At 68.7% G+C, this 16774-nt stretch carries 15 protein-coding genes; 2 read left to right on the top strand and 13 right to left on the bottom strand.

Annotated elements, in window-relative coordinates:
- The first annotated feature begins 162 nt into the window (after positions 1-162).
- Positions 163-840 (top strand): spondin domain-containing protein, encoded by a 678-nt coding sequence (locus QNJ30_07245; protein ID MDJ0943241.1) that lies wholly within the window; start codon positions 163-165, stop codon positions 838-840.
- A gap of 73 nt (positions 841-913) precedes the next feature.
- Here the strand turns inward: QNJ30_07245 and QNJ30_07250 are convergent, their stop codons facing one another.
- Positions 914-1999 (bottom strand): metal-dependent hydrolase, encoded by a 1086-nt coding sequence (locus QNJ30_07250; GenBank protein MDJ0943242.1) that lies wholly within the window; start codon positions 1997-1999, stop codon positions 914-916.
- A gap of 401 nt (positions 2000-2400) precedes the next feature.
- On the opposite strand from QNJ30_07250, the gene QNJ30_07255 reads away from it, so the two are divergent.
- Complete coding sequence (locus QNJ30_07255) at positions 2401-3246, top strand: hypothetical protein (GenBank protein ID MDJ0943243.1); 846 nt, start codon at positions 2401-2403, stop codon at positions 3244-3246.
- 22 nt (positions 3247-3268) lie between these two features.
- Here the strand turns inward: QNJ30_07255 and QNJ30_07260 are convergent, their stop codons facing one another.
- From QNJ30_07260 to QNJ30_07315, 12 genes are all read right to left on the bottom strand, one after another.
- Entirely contained in the window at positions 3269-4027 is a 759-nt protein-coding gene (locus tag QNJ30_07260; GenBank protein MDJ0943244.1) for an SDR family oxidoreductase, read from the bottom strand.
- Between the two features lie 88 nt (positions 4028-4115).
- Complete coding sequence (locus QNJ30_07265; GenBank protein ID MDJ0943245.1) at positions 4116-4544, bottom strand: YbaN family protein; 429 nt, start codon at positions 4542-4544, stop codon at positions 4116-4118.
- A gap of 125 nt (positions 4545-4669) precedes the next feature.
- Positions 4670-5701 carry an ABC transporter ATP-binding protein gene (locus tag QNJ30_07270; protein MDJ0943246.1) on the bottom strand — a complete coding sequence of 344 codons (1032 nt, stop codon included), beginning with the start codon at positions 5699-5701 and terminating at the stop codon, positions 4670-4672.
- Between the two features lie 52 nt (positions 5702-5753).
- Positions 5754-7019 carry a hypothetical protein gene (locus QNJ30_07275; GenBank protein ID MDJ0943247.1) on the bottom strand — a complete coding sequence of 422 codons (1266 nt, stop codon included), beginning with the start codon at positions 7017-7019 and terminating at the stop codon, positions 5754-5756.
- Positions 7020-7023: 4 nt separating this feature from the next.
- Complete coding sequence (locus tag QNJ30_07280; GenBank protein ID MDJ0943248.1) at positions 7024-8274, bottom strand: carbohydrate ABC transporter permease; 1251 nt, start codon at positions 8272-8274, stop codon at positions 7024-7026.
- 1 nt (position 8275) lies between these two features.
- Positions 8276-9565, bottom strand: coding sequence for a sugar ABC transporter permease (locus tag QNJ30_07285; GenBank protein MDJ0943249.1), 1290 nt, complete (start codon positions 9563-9565; stop codon positions 8276-8278).
- Between the two features lie 43 nt (positions 9566-9608).
- Complete coding sequence (locus QNJ30_07290; GenBank protein MDJ0943250.1) at positions 9609-10955, bottom strand: extracellular solute-binding protein; 1347 nt, start codon at positions 10953-10955, stop codon at positions 9609-9611.
- The gene (locus QNJ30_07295) at positions 10843-12069 is read right to left on the bottom strand and encodes a substrate-binding domain-containing protein (GenBank protein MDJ0943251.1); all 1227 of its coding nucleotides are present in this window, start codon (positions 12067-12069) and stop codon (positions 10843-10845) included. The genes QNJ30_07290 and QNJ30_07295 overlap by 113 nt, the downstream gene beginning before the upstream one ends.
- Before the next feature lie 156 nt (positions 12070-12225).
- Positions 12226-12651: a CBS domain-containing protein gene (locus tag QNJ30_07300; protein ID MDJ0943252.1), complete on the bottom strand. Its 426-nt coding sequence runs from the start codon at positions 12649-12651 to the stop codon at positions 12226-12228.
- Between the two features lie 165 nt (positions 12652-12816).
- Positions 12817-14472, bottom strand: a complete 1656-nt coding sequence (locus tag QNJ30_07305; GenBank protein ID MDJ0943253.1) for an NAD(P)-binding protein — start codon at positions 14470-14472, stop codon at positions 12817-12819.
- Positions 14469-15488, bottom strand: a complete 1020-nt coding sequence (locus tag QNJ30_07310; GenBank protein ID MDJ0943254.1) for a thiamine pyrophosphate-dependent enzyme — start codon at positions 15486-15488, stop codon at positions 14469-14471. The genes QNJ30_07305 and QNJ30_07310 overlap by 4 nt, the downstream gene beginning before the upstream one ends.
- Positions 15489-15505: 17 nt before the next feature.
- A complete protein-coding gene (locus tag QNJ30_07315) occupies positions 15506-16762 on the bottom strand; it encodes a hypothetical protein (GenBank protein MDJ0943255.1) in 1257 nt (418 codons plus the stop codon).
- Between the last annotated feature and the right edge of the window lie 12 nt (positions 16763-16774).

A 16774-nucleotide genomic window follows, 5' to 3' on the forward strand; every position in this document is an offset into this window, starting at 1 on the left:
CCTGACTTTTGAATCAATCTAATTTTACGTTTGCGTGAGCCGAGTTGTTTTGCCGCGCCGGTCAAATCCCGCTTGTGTTGGCCGCGACAGCGCGTTCCTGGAACCTCGCCGTGCCGCCCGGGTCCTGTTGTCATCGCACAGTAGCAACCAGAGGATGATGCCATGTCTTTCCGGCAAACGACGACTGCCGCTTCCATCGCCTTGGCGACTCTCTTGGCGGGTGGGTCCCTGGCCCAGGCGGCGCCCTTCGAGGTGACCATCACCAACCTGACCGCGGGTCAGCCGATCTCGCCGCCGCTGATCGTGTCGCACCGCAGCTCGATTGCCTTGGCGGAGGCTGGCGAAGAGGCCTCGGCGCCGCTCGCCACCGTGGCCGAGGATGGCGATGCCAGCGATCTGGCCTCACTGCTTGAAACCCTTGACGAGGTTCGCGACGTCGTCGTTGCCGAAGGCCCGATTCCGCCCGGCGGTCGTCTCAGCGTGACCCTCGACATCGGCCGTGGCGACGTGCTTTCGGGCGTCGGCATGCTGGTCAACTCCAACGACGCCTTCTTCTTCCTGGACAGCTTGAGGGTCAGCCGCTTCAGAACCGAGAGCGTCGCCGTCGCTGCCTGGGACTCCGGTAGCGAAGCGAACACCGAAGACTGTGACGATATCCCGGGTCCGGCCTGCCCCCCCGAATCCAGCAACGAGCGTCAGACCGAGGAGGCGGAAGGCTTTGTCCACGTCCACCGCGGCATCCAGGGCGGCAGCGACCTCATCCCGGCCGCCTACGATTGGCGGAACCCGACCGTGCTGATCACCGTCGAGCGCGTTCGCGGCCGCAAGGACGACGATTGACGTCCAGGCCTTGGCAAGAAGGGGTCCAAACGCGGGGGCGGTCTCTCGGGCCGCTCCCCGCTCTCCTCGAGGCTCAGCAGACGGCGCTGGCGCCGGCCGAGCCTGCCCTGGACGCAAGGGCTGACATCTGGACCGCGGCCGCGGCTTCCGAGGGGCGTGACACGACTTCGCCCGCAACGGACGCCAGAAGCCAGTCCCAGTCGCCCGGCGCCGTGCGCTGGCTGCGGCGGCGCTCGGGAGGGACCAGTTCGATGCCATCGGCGGTTTCCCGCGCGATGGCGAAGCGGAAGACGTAGCCCGGGTTGAGGCCCATGCGCAGATCGGCCATCAGGATCTCGCCGTCCTCCCGCTCGATCCGGAAGAAGCCCTTGCTGAAGGCCGCCAGCTTCTGGAAGGCCGGGCTGGCTTGGAGGCAACGCCCGGCGTCCATGTTGCGCGGATGAACGTAGGGTACGGTCTTGCCCTGGCCGAAGACCGGCAGGTAGAGGCTGATGTGGCGATCCTCCTCGATGGCGATGACCTGCCAGAACAGTGTGTTGAAAGGTGTCGGCAGGGCCAGCAGGCGTTGGGGCTCAACGCCGGCCTCGGCCAGTGCCGTGGCGCCGCGGGCCTGCATGACCTGCTGGGCTGCCAGGCTCCAGCCCAGGTAGGCGGTCGTGACCGCCAGGCTCGCGGCAAGCACGTTGCGAAAGCGGGGTGTCCAGGCCTTGAGGCAGAGCGCCCAGAGCAGCACGCCCAGGAGCGGCAGGCTGTAGAGGGGATCGATGATGAAGACCGAGCCGATGCCGACCGGCTCGGGCCAGAGCGGCCAGAACAGCCGGGTGCCGTAGACCGTTATGGCATCGAGCAGGGCATGGGTCGCGAAGCAGAGGTAGACCGCCAGGTAGGTCTGCGCGCGGTGCGCGCGCAGGTCCTTGAAGCCCCGGACCAGCGCCTCGCCGAAAAGCGGCGTGACCACCGCCTGGACGATCAGGGAATGGCTGGGGCCGCGGTGCAGGACGAAGGCGTCGACCGGATCCTCGAAGGGCACGATGACGTCCAGGTCGGGCAAGGTGCCCAGAAGACCCCCGACCACGGCCGCCTTGCGCGGCCCGACGCGGCGCCCCAAGACGGCCGTCCCGACCGCGGCGCCGAGCAGGAATTGCGTCAGCGAATCCAAGACAGACCCCTCTCGATTTCCGGTTCCGCGCCGCCGCTCTTCGGACGTCGACGACTCTAGATAGGCGCGGTGCCGGCCGCCGTCCACCTCGGAGCGAGGGAAAGGGCGCGCTGCGTCCGGACTGCCTGTGGTCTTTGCCACTGCGCTAGGGGCGGCCCCGCCGTCTCATCGGGCCTCTGCGGCCCTGGGCGCTTGGCGCTGAGAAGAGGCAGGGGGTCCGTGCCGCAGGACAGCCACCGGATGGTTGCTCGTAATCGCCGTCGGTTGCCGGCGCAGGGCCGGCATTTGCCGGCTTCGCGGGCGAGGCGAGGATCAGGTAGATGATGACTCAGGAAAATTCCGAAACTCGTCGGCGAGGCGGCTGGGGAGCCCGCGGGCCATGCCTGCCGACGCTCGTCGCTTTGGCGCTGGCCTTCTGGGCGCCGACCGGGTTGCGGGCCGAGCCGATCCTCAGCGACCGGGATCTCTTCCTCAGGGGCAAGGCGGCCAGCGATGCGCTGGATTGGGCCCGTTCGGTCAAGTATCTCCACGCCTATCTTCAGCGCAATCCGCCGGCCCTGGACCAGGTTCCCGGGCACCGGTCGCAGATCGAGGCGGCGCTCGTCGCAGCCGAGACCTCGATCGACGCCACCTTCAAGCGTTGCGCGGAGCTGGAGCGGCGGGTCGCCGAGGCCTCCCAGCGTTCCGATACGGCGACCATCGCGCCACCGCCACGGCTCGATCGCCCGCAGGGGCTTTCCGGCCTTCCGCCGCGGCGGGAATCGGCCGGTCTCGCGGACGAATTCGACCAGCTCATGGTCGGGCGCTTTCTGGTCGATCCAGGGCGCTACGTAGAGGTCGAGAGCGGGCGCCTGTCCCGCTCGACCTTCAACACGCGACAGAAGGGCGTCTTCGTGCTCCCCGCCGGGCGCCGCGAAAAGGGCATCGCGATCCTGCGCAGCAATCGCAATGTGCATGGCAAGCTGCTGTTCTCCTGGGGCCTGCCGGGGGACGGCCGCGCGCTCAGCCTGATCCTGGAATCGGTGACGCTCTACGACAAGGTCGGGGAGCCCGAGGGCGCCCGGCGGACGCAACGCATCGTCGTGCCCCCGTCCTCGGCGGTCGACCTGGACAGCGGCCAGGTCGCGACCGACGGGACCGCCGATCTGCGCTTCCGTAACATCGACGGCCAAGTCATGTTCATCGAGGCGGTCAACGATGCCCGCCTCGAGTTCCCGATGGCCTCGCTCTGCGCGTGGTGCAGGTAGAGCGGGCGCCCTCGGAACGGGCTCAGCCCCGGCCGACGAAGGGCATCTTGGTCGCCATCACGGTCATGAACTGGACGTTGGCGTCCAGCGGCAGGCTCGCCATGTGCAGGACCGCGTCGGCGACGTGCTGGACGTCCATCAGGGGCTCGGCGGCGATCCGGCCGTCGGCCTGCGGCACCCCGTCCTTCATCTTGATCGCCATGGCGGTCTCGGCATTGCCGATGTCGATCTGGCCGCAGGCGATGTCGTACTTCCGGCCGTCGAGGGACGCGCACTTTGTCAGGCCGGTCACCGCGTGCTTGGTCGCGGTGTAGGGCGCCGAGTTGGGCCGCGGCGCATGGGCCGAGATCGAGCCGTTGTTGATGATCCGGCCACCGCGCGGGTCCTGGTCCTTCATCAGGCGGAAGGCGGCCTGGGTGCAGAGGAACATCCCCGTCAGGTTGACGTTCACCACGGTCTGCCACTGCTCGAGAGTCAGGTCCTCCAGCGGCAGGGGCGGGGCGTTGGCACCGGCGTTGTTGAAGAGGACGTCGAGGCGGCCGAAGCGCGCCTTCGTCTCGGCGAAGAGCTTCGCCACCGAGTCCGGATCGCCGACGTCGCAGGAGACCGCCAGGCCGTGCTCGGCGGCCGCGCCCGCATGACTCAGGGTTTCGTCCAGGGCCTCCAAGCGGCGCCCGGCTAGGGCGACGCCGTAGCCGTCATTCAGGAAGGTGGTGGCCACCGCACGCCCGATTCCGCTGCCGGCGCCGGTGACGATCGCGACCTTGCCGTTGCTGCTCATGCTGTCCTCCCCCGGATGGCTCTCTGGATCGGCTTAGGACCCCATAACGATCCATCCCGTTCGTTTTGGCAAGCCGGGTCGGCCGACCTCACGGCAGGGACCCGCCTTCGTCGCGCTCCTCCGGGGGCAGGGGGCGGCTGAGGATGAAAACCGCGACGGCGGCCAGGACCACCGCCTGGATCCCCAGCACCTCCCAGGGCACGGACAGGGCCAGGCTCAAGAGCAAGACCACCAGCATCGCCAGAACGGAGAGCTGCTTGCCGGCGCGGGAGATGGCCCCGTGGCGGCGCCAGGCTTCGATCGGCGGTCCGAAGCGCGGGTGCTGGGTCAGCCAGCCATGCAGGCGTTGGGAGCTCCGCGCGAAGCAGAATGCTGCCAAGATCACCAGGGGCGTCGTCGGCAGTAGGGGTACGAAGATCCCAACGATGCCCAAGCCCAGGCTGGTCAGCCCGAAAAGCAGCCACAGCGCCCGGGATAGGGGATTGCGCCGAAGTTGCGTCGTGGTGCCGTCGTCCATGCGATGCCTATCCGGGGTCAGACCAGTGGTCGGGTGCGTCTCGTCCCCTGAAACCTTGGGCGCGAAGGCTCGGCCGTCAAGCCGCGAGGACGCCGCAATGCCACGCAGACCGTTCCCGCTCGGCCTCAGGCCTGGACCCGGCGGCCTTCGGCGTTGAAGAAGTGCAGGGTTTCGGGCTCGAAGCTGAGGCCGATCTCGCTGCCCGGTGGGGCGGCGAAGTCGCCCAGGTGGCGGACGGTCATCATGCCGAAGGCGCCGCAGTCGACGTAGAGCATGGTGTCGGATCCCAGGTACTCCGAGACTTCGAGGCGGCCGCGCAGCGCCGCGCCGCCGGCCTCGGTCGCCCGGAGGTGCTCCGGCCGCAGGCCGACGTTGACCGCTTCGGCCGGCGCCCCCGGAGCGGGGAAGACGCTGCCGTTCGACGCCAGGGCGGCGACGTTCATCCTCGGGCTGCCGATGAACTGGGCGACGAACTCGTTGGCCGGGTGCTCGTAGAGCGCGCGCGGGCTGCCAACCTGCTCGATCGCGCCGCCCTGAAGGACGACGATCTTGTCGGCCAGGGTCATGGCCTCGACCTGGTCGTGGGTCACGTAGATCATGGTCGCCGAGAGCGCCTGGTGCAGCTTGGCGATCTCGAAGCGCATCTCGACCCTCAGCGCGGCGTCGAGGTTGGACAGCGGCTCGTCGAAGAGGAAGGCCGCGGGCTGGCGGACGATCGAACGGCCGATGGCGACCCGCTGGCGCTGGCCGCCGGAGAGGTCCTTGGGCCGCCGGGCCAGCATCGGCTCGAGCTTGAGGACCTTGGCCGCCTCGGCGACCTTGGTGGCGATCTCGGTCTTGGGCGCGCCGGCGGTCTTGAGCGCGAAGCCCATGTTCTCGGCGACGGTCATGTGCGGGTAGAGCGCGTAGCTCTGGAACACCATCGCCAGGCCGCGGCCCGAGGGCGGCTCGGCGGTGACGTCGCGCCCGTCGATCAGGATCCGCCCCCGGCTCGCCTCCTCCAGGCCGGAGATCAGCCGCAGCAGGGTCGACTTGCCGCAGCCCGAGGGGCCGACGAAGATCACGAACTCGCCGTCCTCTATCTCCAGGTCGACGCCCTTGATGACCTGCGCCTCGCCGAACCACTTCTCGACGCCCTCAATCCGGATCGCGCCCATCGCTCCCTCCTCGCGTCTTTCCCGTCATGCCTTGCCCTTCAGGCTTTGCCCATCAGGCTTTACTGGGGCTGGCCCAGGCCAGCCAGACCGCTGCGGTCCAGGTGAAGTCGCCGCCGCCGGCGCCGCTCCCGTCGCGCGGGTCGAAGTATTCGTAGAAGCCGGCGCTCTCGATCAGGCGCCGGGTGTCGGCGCGGACCCGGGACGCGGTGTCGACCAGACCGGCCTCCTCCAGGCCGCGGCCGATCAGGTAGTTCATCACCGGCCAGGTCGGTCCGCGCCAGTAGCGCCGGGCATCGAACTTGGGATGCGCCGGATCGAAGCTCGGCACGCCGAAGGGCGCGGACGAGAGGATCCGGTCCAGGGTGGCGAGCAGCCGCGCGTCGCGCCGGGGATCCGAGAGGCCGGCGTAGAAGGCCAGGAAGCCGACGCTTGAGACGCCATCGGCCGGCAGGCCGCTGCGCAGGTCCAGCGCCGCATAGCTCCGCAGGTGGGCCTGCCAGAGCAGGGCCGCGCCCTCGGCCGCCCGGTCGAGCCAGGCGGCGATCTCCGCGCCCTGGGCGGTCTCGCCCAGGGACTCGGCCAGGGCGGCCAGATCCCGGTCGGCGCGGGCCAGGATGAAGGTCAGGCCGGGATCCGCTACGGCCAGCGGCCCCTCCCGGGTGATCCGCAGGTGGTCCCAGGAGGCGGCCCGGCCCCACTCGATGATCCTGACGTAGCGGTCGTAGTCGTCCTGGGTCGGCCGCATCGCGGGGTCGACCTCGTGGATGTCGTGGCGGGCATAGGCGGTCACGCCCTCCGGATCGACCCGGGCCATGGCGGCGTCCCAGTCCGGCGCGTTGTCGCGGCCCGACTCCCAGGGATGGGTGGCGGCGATGACGCCCCGGCCTTCGGGGTCGCGGGTCTCGTGGAACCAGCGGTGCCAGGCCACGAGCTTCGGCAGGAGCGCGCGCGCCCGGGCCTCGCCCGCGCTGCGGTCCCGTTCGTAGAGCGCCCGCACCACGGTGGCGGCGACGGGCGGCTGGGAATGTCCCGAGGTCGGCGGGCTCCCTTCGCAGCCCCAGACCGACGGTCCGGGGAAGTAGTCCGCCCCGTCGTGGCGGAAGATGATGTGCGGGACCATGCCGTTCGGCCATTGCCCTTCGAAGAGGGTCTCGATCTCGGTCCAGGCGCGGTCGAGGTCGAACTCGGCGAAGCCCAGCGCGGCAACCGCCGAGTCCCAGTTCCACTGATGGGGATAGAGCCGCGCCGAGGGCACGGTGAAGCCGTCCCGGTCGTTCGCCTTCAGGATCTCGGCGGCGCGCCGGTCGAGATCGGCCATCGGATCAGCCCTTGACCGCGCCGGCCGCGAGGCCCTGCACCATGAAGCGCTCGAGCCAGAGGAAGATCGCCATGATCGGGACGGTCGCGATGACCGCGCCGGCCATCATCAGCTCGCGCGGCAGCTCGGAGGAGTTCAGGGAGGCGACGCCGCGCGGCAGGGTGAAGATCCCGGGGTCGTCGAGGAACATGAAGGCGAAGAGGAACTCGTTCCAGGCGATCATGAAGACGTAGAGCGCCACCGAGGCCAGCGCCGGCAGGCTGAGCGGCAGCGTGATCTTCAAGATCACGGCAGCCCGGCTCAGCCCGTCCATCAGCGCAGCTTCCTCGATTTCGGCCGGCAGCCCACGGAAGTAGCCCTGCAGCATGTAGAGCGCGACCGGGATCGTCGTGGCCGGATAGACCAACATCAGGCCGGTCAGGGTGTTGCGCAGCTCGAGCTGGCTGAAGACGGCGTAGATCGGCAGCACCAGAACGATGGCCGGCACCATGTAGATCAGCAGGATCGACTGAGCCCAGACGTCGCGCCCCGGAAAGCGCAGCCGGGCGACCGCATAGGCGCCCGGAACCGCGATCAGCAGGGTCAGGATCACCGTCGAGAGCGAGACGATGGCCGAGTTCAGGATGTAGTCGCCGAAGTTGAACTTGACGAAGAGTTCAATATAGCTGCCGAAGAGATCGTCCCGCCCGAGGTCGATGGAGAAGTCCAGCGGATTGGCCAGCAGCGCGGCCTGGCTCTTGAAGCTGGTCATCACCATGACGTAGAAGGGCAGCGCCACGAAGACCGTAAAGAGGACGAAGCCGACGCCCCGGGCGATGCCGATCATCAGGCGCTCGAAATCGTAGCGGCTCAGGCGGCCCAGGGGCGCCCCGCCGAGGCAGAGCCAGTTGGCCTGCGCCACCGCGCCGGCGAAGAGCAGCAGCGCGACCGCCTGCCAGAAGGTCGCCTCGGCCAGCGGCAGGCCGAAGGGCGCGCCCAAGGTCAGCACCAGCAGGACCGCCAGGATCGTGCCGCAGGAGACCGTCCAGCTCCGCCCCGTCCGCGATTCCTGTGGCGTCAGCAGGATCGCCGCGGCACCGGCCAGCCCGGCGATTGCGGCCACACCGACCGGCGGCCGCGTCGGGGCGCCGGAGACCAGGGCCAGGGTCACGCCGATCACGATCATGCCCAAGGCGCCGAAGACCAGGCCCGAGACCGCGCCGACGCTGGCGCCGGAGCGCAACCCGAAGCCGCCTTGTTGCGCGATTGCGGCCATCTCAGCCCTCCTTCGGCGAGAAGCGGAAGAAGACCAGAGCGAAGGCGAGCAGGACGGCGAAGACCACGACCGCCACCGCCGCACCGGCGCCGATGTTCGACAGTCCGATCGCCTGCTCGTAGACGTCGACGGTCAGAGTCCGCGTGCCCGCGGCTCCGCCGGTCATCAGGAAGATGTCGTCGAACTTGTTGAAGGTCCAGATGAAGCGCAGCAGGAAGAGGATCGCCAGGATGGTCGCGAGCTGCGGCAGTGAGAGGTACCAGAACTGCTGGAAGGGCGTCGCGCCGTCGATCTCGGCGGCCTCGTACATGTCGGTGTTGATCGACTGCATGCGCGCCAGGATGAAGAGGAAGGAGAGCGGGAAGTAGCGCCAGGCCTCGAAGACGATCACCGTGGTCAGGGCCAGGCGGAACTCGATCTCCAGGCCGAAGAGATTGAAGCTCGCCGCCGTCCTTTGGCCGAGAAAGTTGATCGGCGAATCGGTGGCGCCCATCTGCGCCAGGATCGCGTTCAGCGCGCCGGAGTTGGGGTCGAGCAGGGTGACCCAGGTATAGGCGACCGCGATCACCGGGGCGACATAGGGGAAGAGGAAAAGGCCGCGCAGGAAGGCCCGGCCGCGGAAGGCCTGGTTGAGCAGCAGCGCCGCGAAGAGCCCCAGGACGAGCGCGCCGCCGGTGCCGAACACCGTGTAGAGCATGGTGGTCCAGAGCACGTCCCAGAACTCCGAGGCGTCGAAGACGCGCCGGAAGTTATCCAGCGTGAACTCGAGGCTGGTCAGGGGGTTGCGGCCGACGCCCTCGACCCGCGGCGGCGAGCCCTCGAGCAGAGCTTCCGCATCCTCGACGGCGGTCTCGAAGGTCGCGGTGGCGCGCAGCCGCTCGCGGGCCCGCGGCACCAGGTCGCCGAAGACGCAGCGCAGCCTGCCGTCCGCCAGGGTGCAGCGCGGATCTTCGACCGCCAAGACGACGCCTTCGGGCGCGGCGTCCTCGAAGGCGACGCCGCGGAGCGGCTGGTTGGGGGAGGGGTTGCGGACCGTGTAGACGACCTCGACGCCCTCGCCGGCGGCGACCGCCTCGGCGCGCACGCGCTCCGAGACCTTGGGCGCGGGCGGCCGCAGGTCGGCGAGCTGGATCGGCTTGGCGCTGATCCAGAAGTTCGCCAGCAGCGGCAGGGCGACGATCAGGGCGACGATCGCAAAGGTCGGGCCCAGCATCATCCAGGCCAGTCGCGCCTCGCGCTTCTGCAAGGGGCCCGCGCCTTTGGGCGCACCGGCAGGGGGCCTGGGCGACATGGTGTCCTTCTTTTCCTCGCCGGCGGACGACCGGGAAGCGTTCCTAGAGCTTTGCCAGCTCCGCGTTGATTGTCTTGGCGGCCTCCGCGGCCGAGATCTCGTCGTCGATGAACTGGCGCACGACCCGATTGACGATCTGGCTGTTGACCACCTTGGAGGCGGCGGAAAGCTGGCCCTCGGCCACGCCCCATCTCTGGGCGGTATCGAGCCCGGAAACGATCGCCTCGATCACCTCCGGCGGATAGATCTCGGTCAGTGGCGCCTTGCGGTCGACGCCGACCGGCAGCCCGGACCAGGCCTTGACGAACTTCTCCGGGTCGTCGCCGTCGCCGCGCCGCACCGGGAACTTGCCCTCGGGGGCGATCGACAGGGTTTGGACATAGCCTTCGTCCAGCGCATACTTCACGAACTCGATCGCCGCATCGGTATTGGCGTTCGTGGTCACACCTAGATATCGGATGTCCGCCCAGGCCGCGCCCTCCGGGTTGGAAGGGCCGGAAACGGCGGTGACGACGCCGCTGGCGCCGGCCAGGTCGCGGCTGGTCGGATCGTCGTTGATGGTCGGCGGCGCGCTGTCGCGCAGGCCCGCCAGCTCGTCGAGGATGAAGGGCGACCAGATGATCATCGCCGCCTTGCCGGCGAAGTAGAGCTCGCGCGATTGTTTCCAGTAGAGCTCGCCTGGCGGCGAGGCCTTGGCGATGGCCTTGTAGAACTCCAGGCTCTCGACCAGCTTCTTCTCGTCGAAGCCGGTGATGCCCTTCGGGCCGACCGGGGTCGCGCCGTTGGCGAGAAGGACATGCTCCAGGACCTGGCTCATGAAGTTCTCGTCGATCTTGGTCGCCGCGACGAAACCGTAGACCTCGGGCGGATTGTGCAGTTTTGCCAGGGCGGCGCGGATCGCGTCGTAGGACGTTGGCGCCGCCAGCCCCGCGGCCTCGAAGAGATCCCTGCGGTAGATCACCATCTGGGTCCAGCCATCGACCGGAACCGCGGCGAAGTCGCCGTCGATATCCGCCGTCTCGAGGGCGCCCGGCGCGAAGGTCTTGACGTCCAGCTCTTCCAGCGCCTCGGTGTTGGCATCGATGTCGAGGATCCCGGCCTCAGCCCAAGGCTGCACATATTGCAGGGTGTGATAGATCACGTCCGGCAGGTCGTTGGCGGCGAAGGCGGCCGTCGCGCGCTTGCCGAGGTCGGTCTCGGTGACCGGGATCACCTCGACAGCCACGCCGGTCTTGGCCTCGAAGTCTGCCGCCAGCGCCTCCTGCTTGGCGAGGCGCTCAGGTTGCTCCTCGGTGGTCCAGAAGCGGATCGAGTCCGCGGCGGCGGCCTGGGCGAACAGTAGTGCCGCCGCGGCCGCCGCGATCGGCGCTCGCGCCTTGCTGGTCAGCATCCTCCATACTCCCTGGTGCATTTTCCTTGGAACCGCCGCGCCGTTGTGCGATCGCGTTCAGCAGGGCCCGCAGCGATTCCGGTGTCCGGCCAGGCGGCCCGTCCGATGCGCGCTCGATCAGTTTCGCCGGCCGCAGCTCCTGAAGATCCTTGGCCCGGCGGCCGCGCATCAGGCCAAGCAGCATCTCGGCCACCCGCGTGCCCGCGGTCTCGCTTTCCTGAGAGAAGGTGGTCAGCGGCGGGTCCATGAACTCGGCGTGTGGAACGTCGTCGTAGCCGATCACCGAAACTTCCTCGCCGACCCTCAGCCCCCGCGCGCCCAGCGCCCGGGCGGCGCCGATGGCCACGGCATCGCGCACGCAGATCAAGGCGGTCGGAGGGCGTTCCAAGGCCATCAACGCGTCGGCCGCGCCCCAGCCGTCCGCCTCCTTGAGGCCGGCACGGCGGATCAGCGCCCGGTCGTCGTCGAGACCGAGGGCGTCTCTGGCCGCCCGGTAGCCGGCCAGCCGCTCGCGGGCGAAGTTGAAGGCGCCGGGCGCGGCGATGAAGCCGATCCGGCGATGGCCGAGCCCGGCGAGCCGTTCGGTCGCCTCGGCGAAGGCGCGCCGGTTGTCCATGTCAAACCAGGCGTACTGGCTCGGGTTCTCGGTGCGGCCATAGCTGACGAAGGGGACGCCGCGCTGGCGCAGGTAGGCGATGCGCGGGTCGCGGGTTTCGGTCCGGGTCACGATGAAGCCATCGACCTTGCGCGAGGCGATCAGCCGGTCGTAAGCCTCGCGCCAGCGGTCCGGGCCGGGCGCGGTCGCGACCATCAGGTCCAAGCCCTCGCGGTCCAGGGCCCGGGTCACGCCGCGGAGGAACTGTGCGAAGAAGGGGCTTGCGATGTCCGGGCCCTCGCCGGTGAGCACCACGCCGACGGTATCGACACGGCCGCGTTTCAGGTTCCGGGCCATGCTGGATGGACGATAGCCGCAGCGGTCGGCGGCGCCGCGCACCCGCTCGCGGGTCTGCTCCGCGATGTCGGGATAGCCGTTCAGCGCGCGCGAAACCGTACTCTTGGCCAGCCCCAGTTCCTGCGCCAGGGTATTGAGAGTCACGCCGCTCTTCGCCGGCATTCCCGCAGCTGCCTCCCATGGCTTTGTTCATTGTCTGGTTTTCCACCATTGATGCGCAACGGGCGGCCGGATTCAACGAAACCTTTCCGAAACCGTTTTCGGTGGCGCGGCGCGATCGGATTTCAACCCGCGTCCGTTGTCCGCTCAGGGGAGGGCCTACATCTGGACCAGCCGCCCCTTCTTCTTCTGGGGGCTCGGCGCGTTCTTGGCCGTGAAGCGATGGTCCTCGAGCAGCTTTAGCAGGTCGAAGGAGCTGACGATCCCGACGATCTTCTTCTCGTGGGTCACGACGACGTGGTGGATCCGGTGCTTGCGCATGATCTTCGCGGCCATGCTGACGTCGTTGTAGGCCGGCAGGCAGTGGACCCGGTCGGACATGATCCGCTTGACCGGGGTTTCGCCCTTCAGCTTTCGCGCCAGGTCGGCGGTGGAGACGATTCCCTTCGCCTCGCCGTCCGGCCCGACGATCGGGATCGCGTGAATCCGGTTGCGCTCCAGAATGCCCCGAACGTGGTCGACACTTTGGTGAGGTTGGGCGGTGATCACCCGCTTGGCCATGAGATCGGCGATCTTCACATTCATTCGGCGCTCCTTGTACTCTCGGCCGCTCCACCCCGGCGCAGCGCTGGCCGGTGCCGACCCCGCTAGAGCAGCCTGCGTTCATTCGAACGCAGATAAGCTGCTCTATCTATATGAAATAGATCAAATTATCTGCGCTCAATTGATTCCAATTGAGCGCAGTTTGATCTAGACCGTCTCCGGCTCCATCCTGATCGCCCCGCAGGGGCACTCCGCGGCGCACATCCCGCAACCCTTGCAGTAGTCGTAGTTGAAGCGGAAGCGTGCGCCGGGTCCCAGCTTGATCACCGCGTTGTCCGGGCAGATGCCGTAGCAGTTGTCGCACTCGAAGCAGTTGCCGCAGGACAGGCAGCGCCGCGCCTCGAAGAGGGCGTTCTCCTCGTTGAGGCCTTGCAGCACCTCCTCGAAGCTGCTCTGCCGGCGCACCAGGTCGAGCTGGCCCTGGACCCGCTGCGGCGCATCGTCGTAGTACCAGGTGTTCAGCAGGTCGAAGCTGGCGAGCTCGTGCTTGGGCGGCTTCTCGTAGCGCGCGCCCCTGAGCCAGGCATCGATGTTGCGCGCCGCCTTCTTGCCATGGCCGACTGCGACGGTGACCGTCCGTTCCGAGGGCACCATGTCGCCGCCGGCGAAAAGGCCTTCGCGCCCGGTCATCATCTGCGGGTCGACCCGGACCACGCCGTCGCGCGCGACCTCGACACCAGGGACCGCTTCGAGGAAGCTGGTGTCGACGTCCTGGCCCAGGGCCAGGATCAAGGTGTCGGCCTCCAGGGTCTCGAACTCGCCGGTCGGCTGCGGGCGGCCGTTCTCGTCGATGACCATCTTCTCGACCGTGAAGGTGGTCTCGTCGATCTGCTTGATCGTCCGCAGCCAGTGGATCATGACCCCTTCCTCCTCGGCCTCCCGGGCCTCGAAGTCGTGGGCCGGCATTTCCTTGCGCGAGCGGCGGTAGACGATCATGGCCTCGTCGACGCCCAGGCGCTTGGCCGTACGGGCCACGTCCATGGCCGTGTTGCCGCCGCCGTAGACGACGACGCGGCGGCCCAGCTGCGGCGGCTCGGCGCCGGTCTCCATCTCGCGCAGCACCGAGACCGCGTCGAGGATCTTGCCGGCGGCATGGGCCGGGATCTCGGTGCGCTTGGCAAGGTGCGCGCCGACGGCGACGAAGACCGCATCGAAGCCGTCGTCCCGGAAGGCGGCCTCGATGTTCTCGACCTTGGCGTTCAGCTCCAGGGTCACGCCCATGTCGACGATGCGCCGGATCTCGGCGTCCAGGACGTCGCGCGGCAGGCGGTACTTCGGAATACCGAAGCGCATCATCCCGCCCGCCATGGGCCCGGCCTCGCGGATTGTCACACCGTGGCCGAGCCGGGTCAGGTGGTAGGCGGCGGAAAGGCCGCTGGGGCCGGCACCCACGATCAGCACCCGCTTGCCGCTGGGCTCGGCCTCGAAGCTGGGCGCGAGCCCCTTCTCGATGGCGAAATCGCCGAGGAAGCGCTCGACCGCATGGATGCTGACGGCGGAGTCGAGCTGGCCGCGGTTGCAGGCATCCTCGCAGGGGTGATAGCAGACCCGGCCCATCACGGCGGGCAGCGGATTGTCCTCGAGCAGGCTCTGCCAGGCCGCGGCATAGTCGCCCTCCTCGGCGTGGTACAGCCACTTCTGGATGTTCTCGCCGGCCGGGCAGGCGTTGTTGCAGGGCGGCAGGCGGTCAAGGTAGACCGGCCGTTCGTTACGCCAGGTACCGGTCTGGTTGGCCAAGCTGGTGCCAGGATCCAGGGTGATCGCGAAGGGCAGCCCGTTGTCGGTCTTGGTCGCATCCGTCATGCCTGCGCCTCCTCCGGCAGAAGCCCGTACCTGTCCACGTTGGCGTCGGCCATCCTCTGGATCGCGGCGATGCGGTCCCGGTCCTCGGCGCCCTTCTTGAAGAGATGCGCGAAGCGGCGCTGCAGGCGCAGGTAATCCTCGACCGGGGCCTTGCGGCGGATCTTCTTGACCGCGGTGACCTGGCCGTGCTCCGCCTCGAAGAGCGGGAAGAGCCCACTCTCGACCGCCAGGCGCGCGACCTTGATGGTGTCCGCCGCTTGGGAGCCCCAGCCCAGCGGGCAGGGCACCATGATGTGGATGTAGCGCGATCCGCTCATGGCCATGGCCTTTGTCACCTTGGCCTCCAGGTCGTGCAGGTCGGCGACCGTGGCGGTGGCGACGTAGGGGATGTTGTGGGCCATGGCGATCTGCGGCAGGTTCTTGCCGGTCCCGAAGACGTTGCCCGGCGCCTCGCCGACCGCGGGGGTGGTCGCGGTCCGGGCGGTCGGCGGCGTCGCCGAGGAGCGCTGCACGCCGGTGTTCATGTAGGCCTCGTTGTCGTAGCAGATATAGAGCACGTCGTCGTTGCGCTCGAACATGCCCGAGAGGCAGCCGAAGCCGATGTCGACCGTGCCGCCGTCGCCGCCCTGGGCGACCACCTTGACGTCGTCGCGGCCTAGGCGGCGCAGGCCGGCGGCAACCCCGGCGGCCACCGCCGGCGCGTTGCCGAAGAGCGAGTGCAGCCAGGGGATCTGCCAGGAGGTCTCGGGATAGGGGGTGGTGAAGACCTCCAGGCAGCCGGTGGCGTTGACCGCGACCAGCTTGCCCTCGGCGGCGCGCATCGCGGCGTCGAGGGCATAGCGGGCGCCCAGGGCCTCGCCGCAGCCCTGGCAGGCCCGGTGGCCCGAGGTGATGGCGTTGGAGCGCTCGGTCGAGGCCTGCACGCTGCGGGCCTCTTCGTCCATCAGTCGGTTACCCACGGTGTGCGTGCCGGTCTGGTAGAACTTGACCTTCTGAAGCGCATCTCCGTCTGTCATGGCCTGGGTTCCTTTCGTCAGGACACGCGCCGCACCAGGCCCGGGTTCAGGGCCTTGAGCAGGTTCTCGGCGATCGGGCCGGAGTGGCGAACGTCGCGGGCCCGGGACAGCTGCTCGTGCACCACCTCCCAGTTGAGGTCTAGGAAGGTGACGTCCTCGAGGCTGTCGCGGGCCGCCCGCTCGAAGAGCTCGGCCAGGGACTTGCGCGTGATGACCCGGCCGCCGAGGCCGGCGATCACGGTGTAGACCGGCAGCGCATGGCCGCGCAGGGCCATGCGGACGTTGGAGGCAAGCACTCCGCCGAGACCCGGCGCCAGGCTCTTCTCCAGGCAGACCACCCGCCGGGCCCCCTCCAGAGCCTCGCGCAGCTCGGCCAGGGGGAAAGGCCGGAAGGACGAGATACAGACACTGCCGATGCTGGCGCCGGCCTCGCGCTGGGCGTCGACCACATCCTTGATCGTGCCGTTGATCGACCCGAGGGCGACGACCACGGTCTCCGCGCCCTTGCTCCGATAGGTCCGCAGCAGGCCGCCCGACTCCCGGCCGAAGACCTCGGCGAACTCGGCGGCGATCGGCGGGATCCGCTCCAGCGCTTCCATCTGCTTCTGGTGCGCGAGGTAGCGGACCTCGGAAAAGGCCTCCGGCCCGACCATGGCGCCGATCGAGTAGGGCTTGGCGGGGTCGACCTGCTGGACCGGCTCGAAGGCCGGCAGGAAGGCGTCGACCTGTTCCTGGGTCGGGATGTCGACCCGCTCGTAGGCGTGGGTCAGGATGAAGCCGTCCATGCAGACCATGACCGGACAGCTCAGCGACTCGGCCAGCTTGAAGGCCTGGATGTGGAGGTCGGCCGCCTCCTGGTTGGTCTCGGCGTGGAGCTGGATCCAGCCGGCGTCCTTCATCGCCATGGAATCGCTGTGGTCGTTCCAGATGTTGATCGGCGCCCCGATTGCCCGGTTGCCGACGGTCATGACGATGGGCAGGCCCAGACCGGCGGCGTTGTAGACGGCCTCGGCCATGTAGAGCAGGCCCTGGCTGGCGGTCGCCGTATAGGCCCGGGCGCCGACCGCCGAGGCGCCGATCGCCACCGAGAGCGCGGCGAACTCGGACTCGACGTTGATGAACTCGCAGTTCTCCAGCTGGCCTGATTTTACCAGGGCGCCGACGCCCTCGACGATGTGGGTCTGCGGCGTGATCGGGTAGGCGCAGACGACTTGCGGTCGGCAGAGCGCGACCGCCTCTGCCACCGCCTGGGAGCCTTCGATCTGCTTCAGCATGGGTTTCGTCCT

Source organism: Kiloniellales bacterium, from assembly GCA_030066685.1.
Taxonomy (GTDB): domain Bacteria; phylum Pseudomonadota; class Alphaproteobacteria; order Kiloniellales; family JAKSBE01; genus JAKSBE01.

Excerpts from the sequence above, each read along its gene's own strand:
- QNJ30_07265 (MDJ0943245.1), bottom strand. The coding sequence starts at position 4,544 with ATGGACGACGGCACCACGACGCAACTTCGGCGCAATCCCCTATCCCGG.
- QNJ30_07290 (MDJ0943250.1), bottom strand. The coding sequence starts at position 10,955 with ATGCTGACCAGCAAGGCGCGAGCGCCGATCGCGGCGGCCGCGGCGGCA.
- QNJ30_07275 (MDJ0943247.1), bottom strand. The coding sequence starts at position 7,019 with ATGGCCGATCTCGACCGGCGCGCCGCCGAGATCCTGAAGGCGAACGAC.
- QNJ30_07300 (MDJ0943252.1), bottom strand. The coding sequence starts at position 12,651 with ATGAATGTGAAGATCGCCGATCTCATGGCCAAGCGGGTGATCACCGCC.
- QNJ30_07315 (MDJ0943255.1), bottom strand. The coding sequence starts at position 16,762 with ATGCTGAAGCAGATCGAAGGCTCCCAGGCGGTGGCAGAGGCGGTCGCG.
- QNJ30_07285 (MDJ0943249.1), bottom strand. The coding sequence starts at position 9,565 with ATGTCGCCCAGGCCCCCTGCCGGTGCGCCCAAAGGCGCGGGCCCCTTG.
- QNJ30_07295 (MDJ0943251.1), bottom strand. The coding sequence starts at position 12,069 with ATGCCGGCGAAGAGCGGCGTGACTCTCAATACCCTGGCGCAGGAACTG.
- QNJ30_07280 (MDJ0943248.1), bottom strand. The coding sequence starts at position 8,274 with ATGGCCGCAATCGCGCAACAAGGCGGCTTCGGGTTGCGCTCCGGCGCC.
- QNJ30_07270 (MDJ0943246.1), bottom strand. The coding sequence starts at position 5,701 with ATGGGCGCGATCCGGATTGAGGGCGTCGAGAAGTGGTTCGGCGAGGCG.
- QNJ30_07310 (MDJ0943254.1), bottom strand. The coding sequence starts at position 15,488 with ATGACAGACGGAGATGCGCTTCAGAAGGTCAAGTTCTACCAGACCGGC.
- QNJ30_07245 (MDJ0943241.1), top strand. The coding sequence starts at position 163 with ATGTCTTTCCGGCAAACGACGACTGCCGCTTCCATCGCCTTGGCGACT.
- QNJ30_07305 (MDJ0943253.1), bottom strand. The coding sequence starts at position 14,472 with ATGACGGATGCGACCAAGACCGACAACGGGCTGCCCTTCGCGATCACC.
- QNJ30_07260 (MDJ0943244.1), bottom strand. The coding sequence starts at position 4,027 with ATGAGCAGCAACGGCAAGGTCGCGATCGTCACCGGCGCCGGCAGCGGA.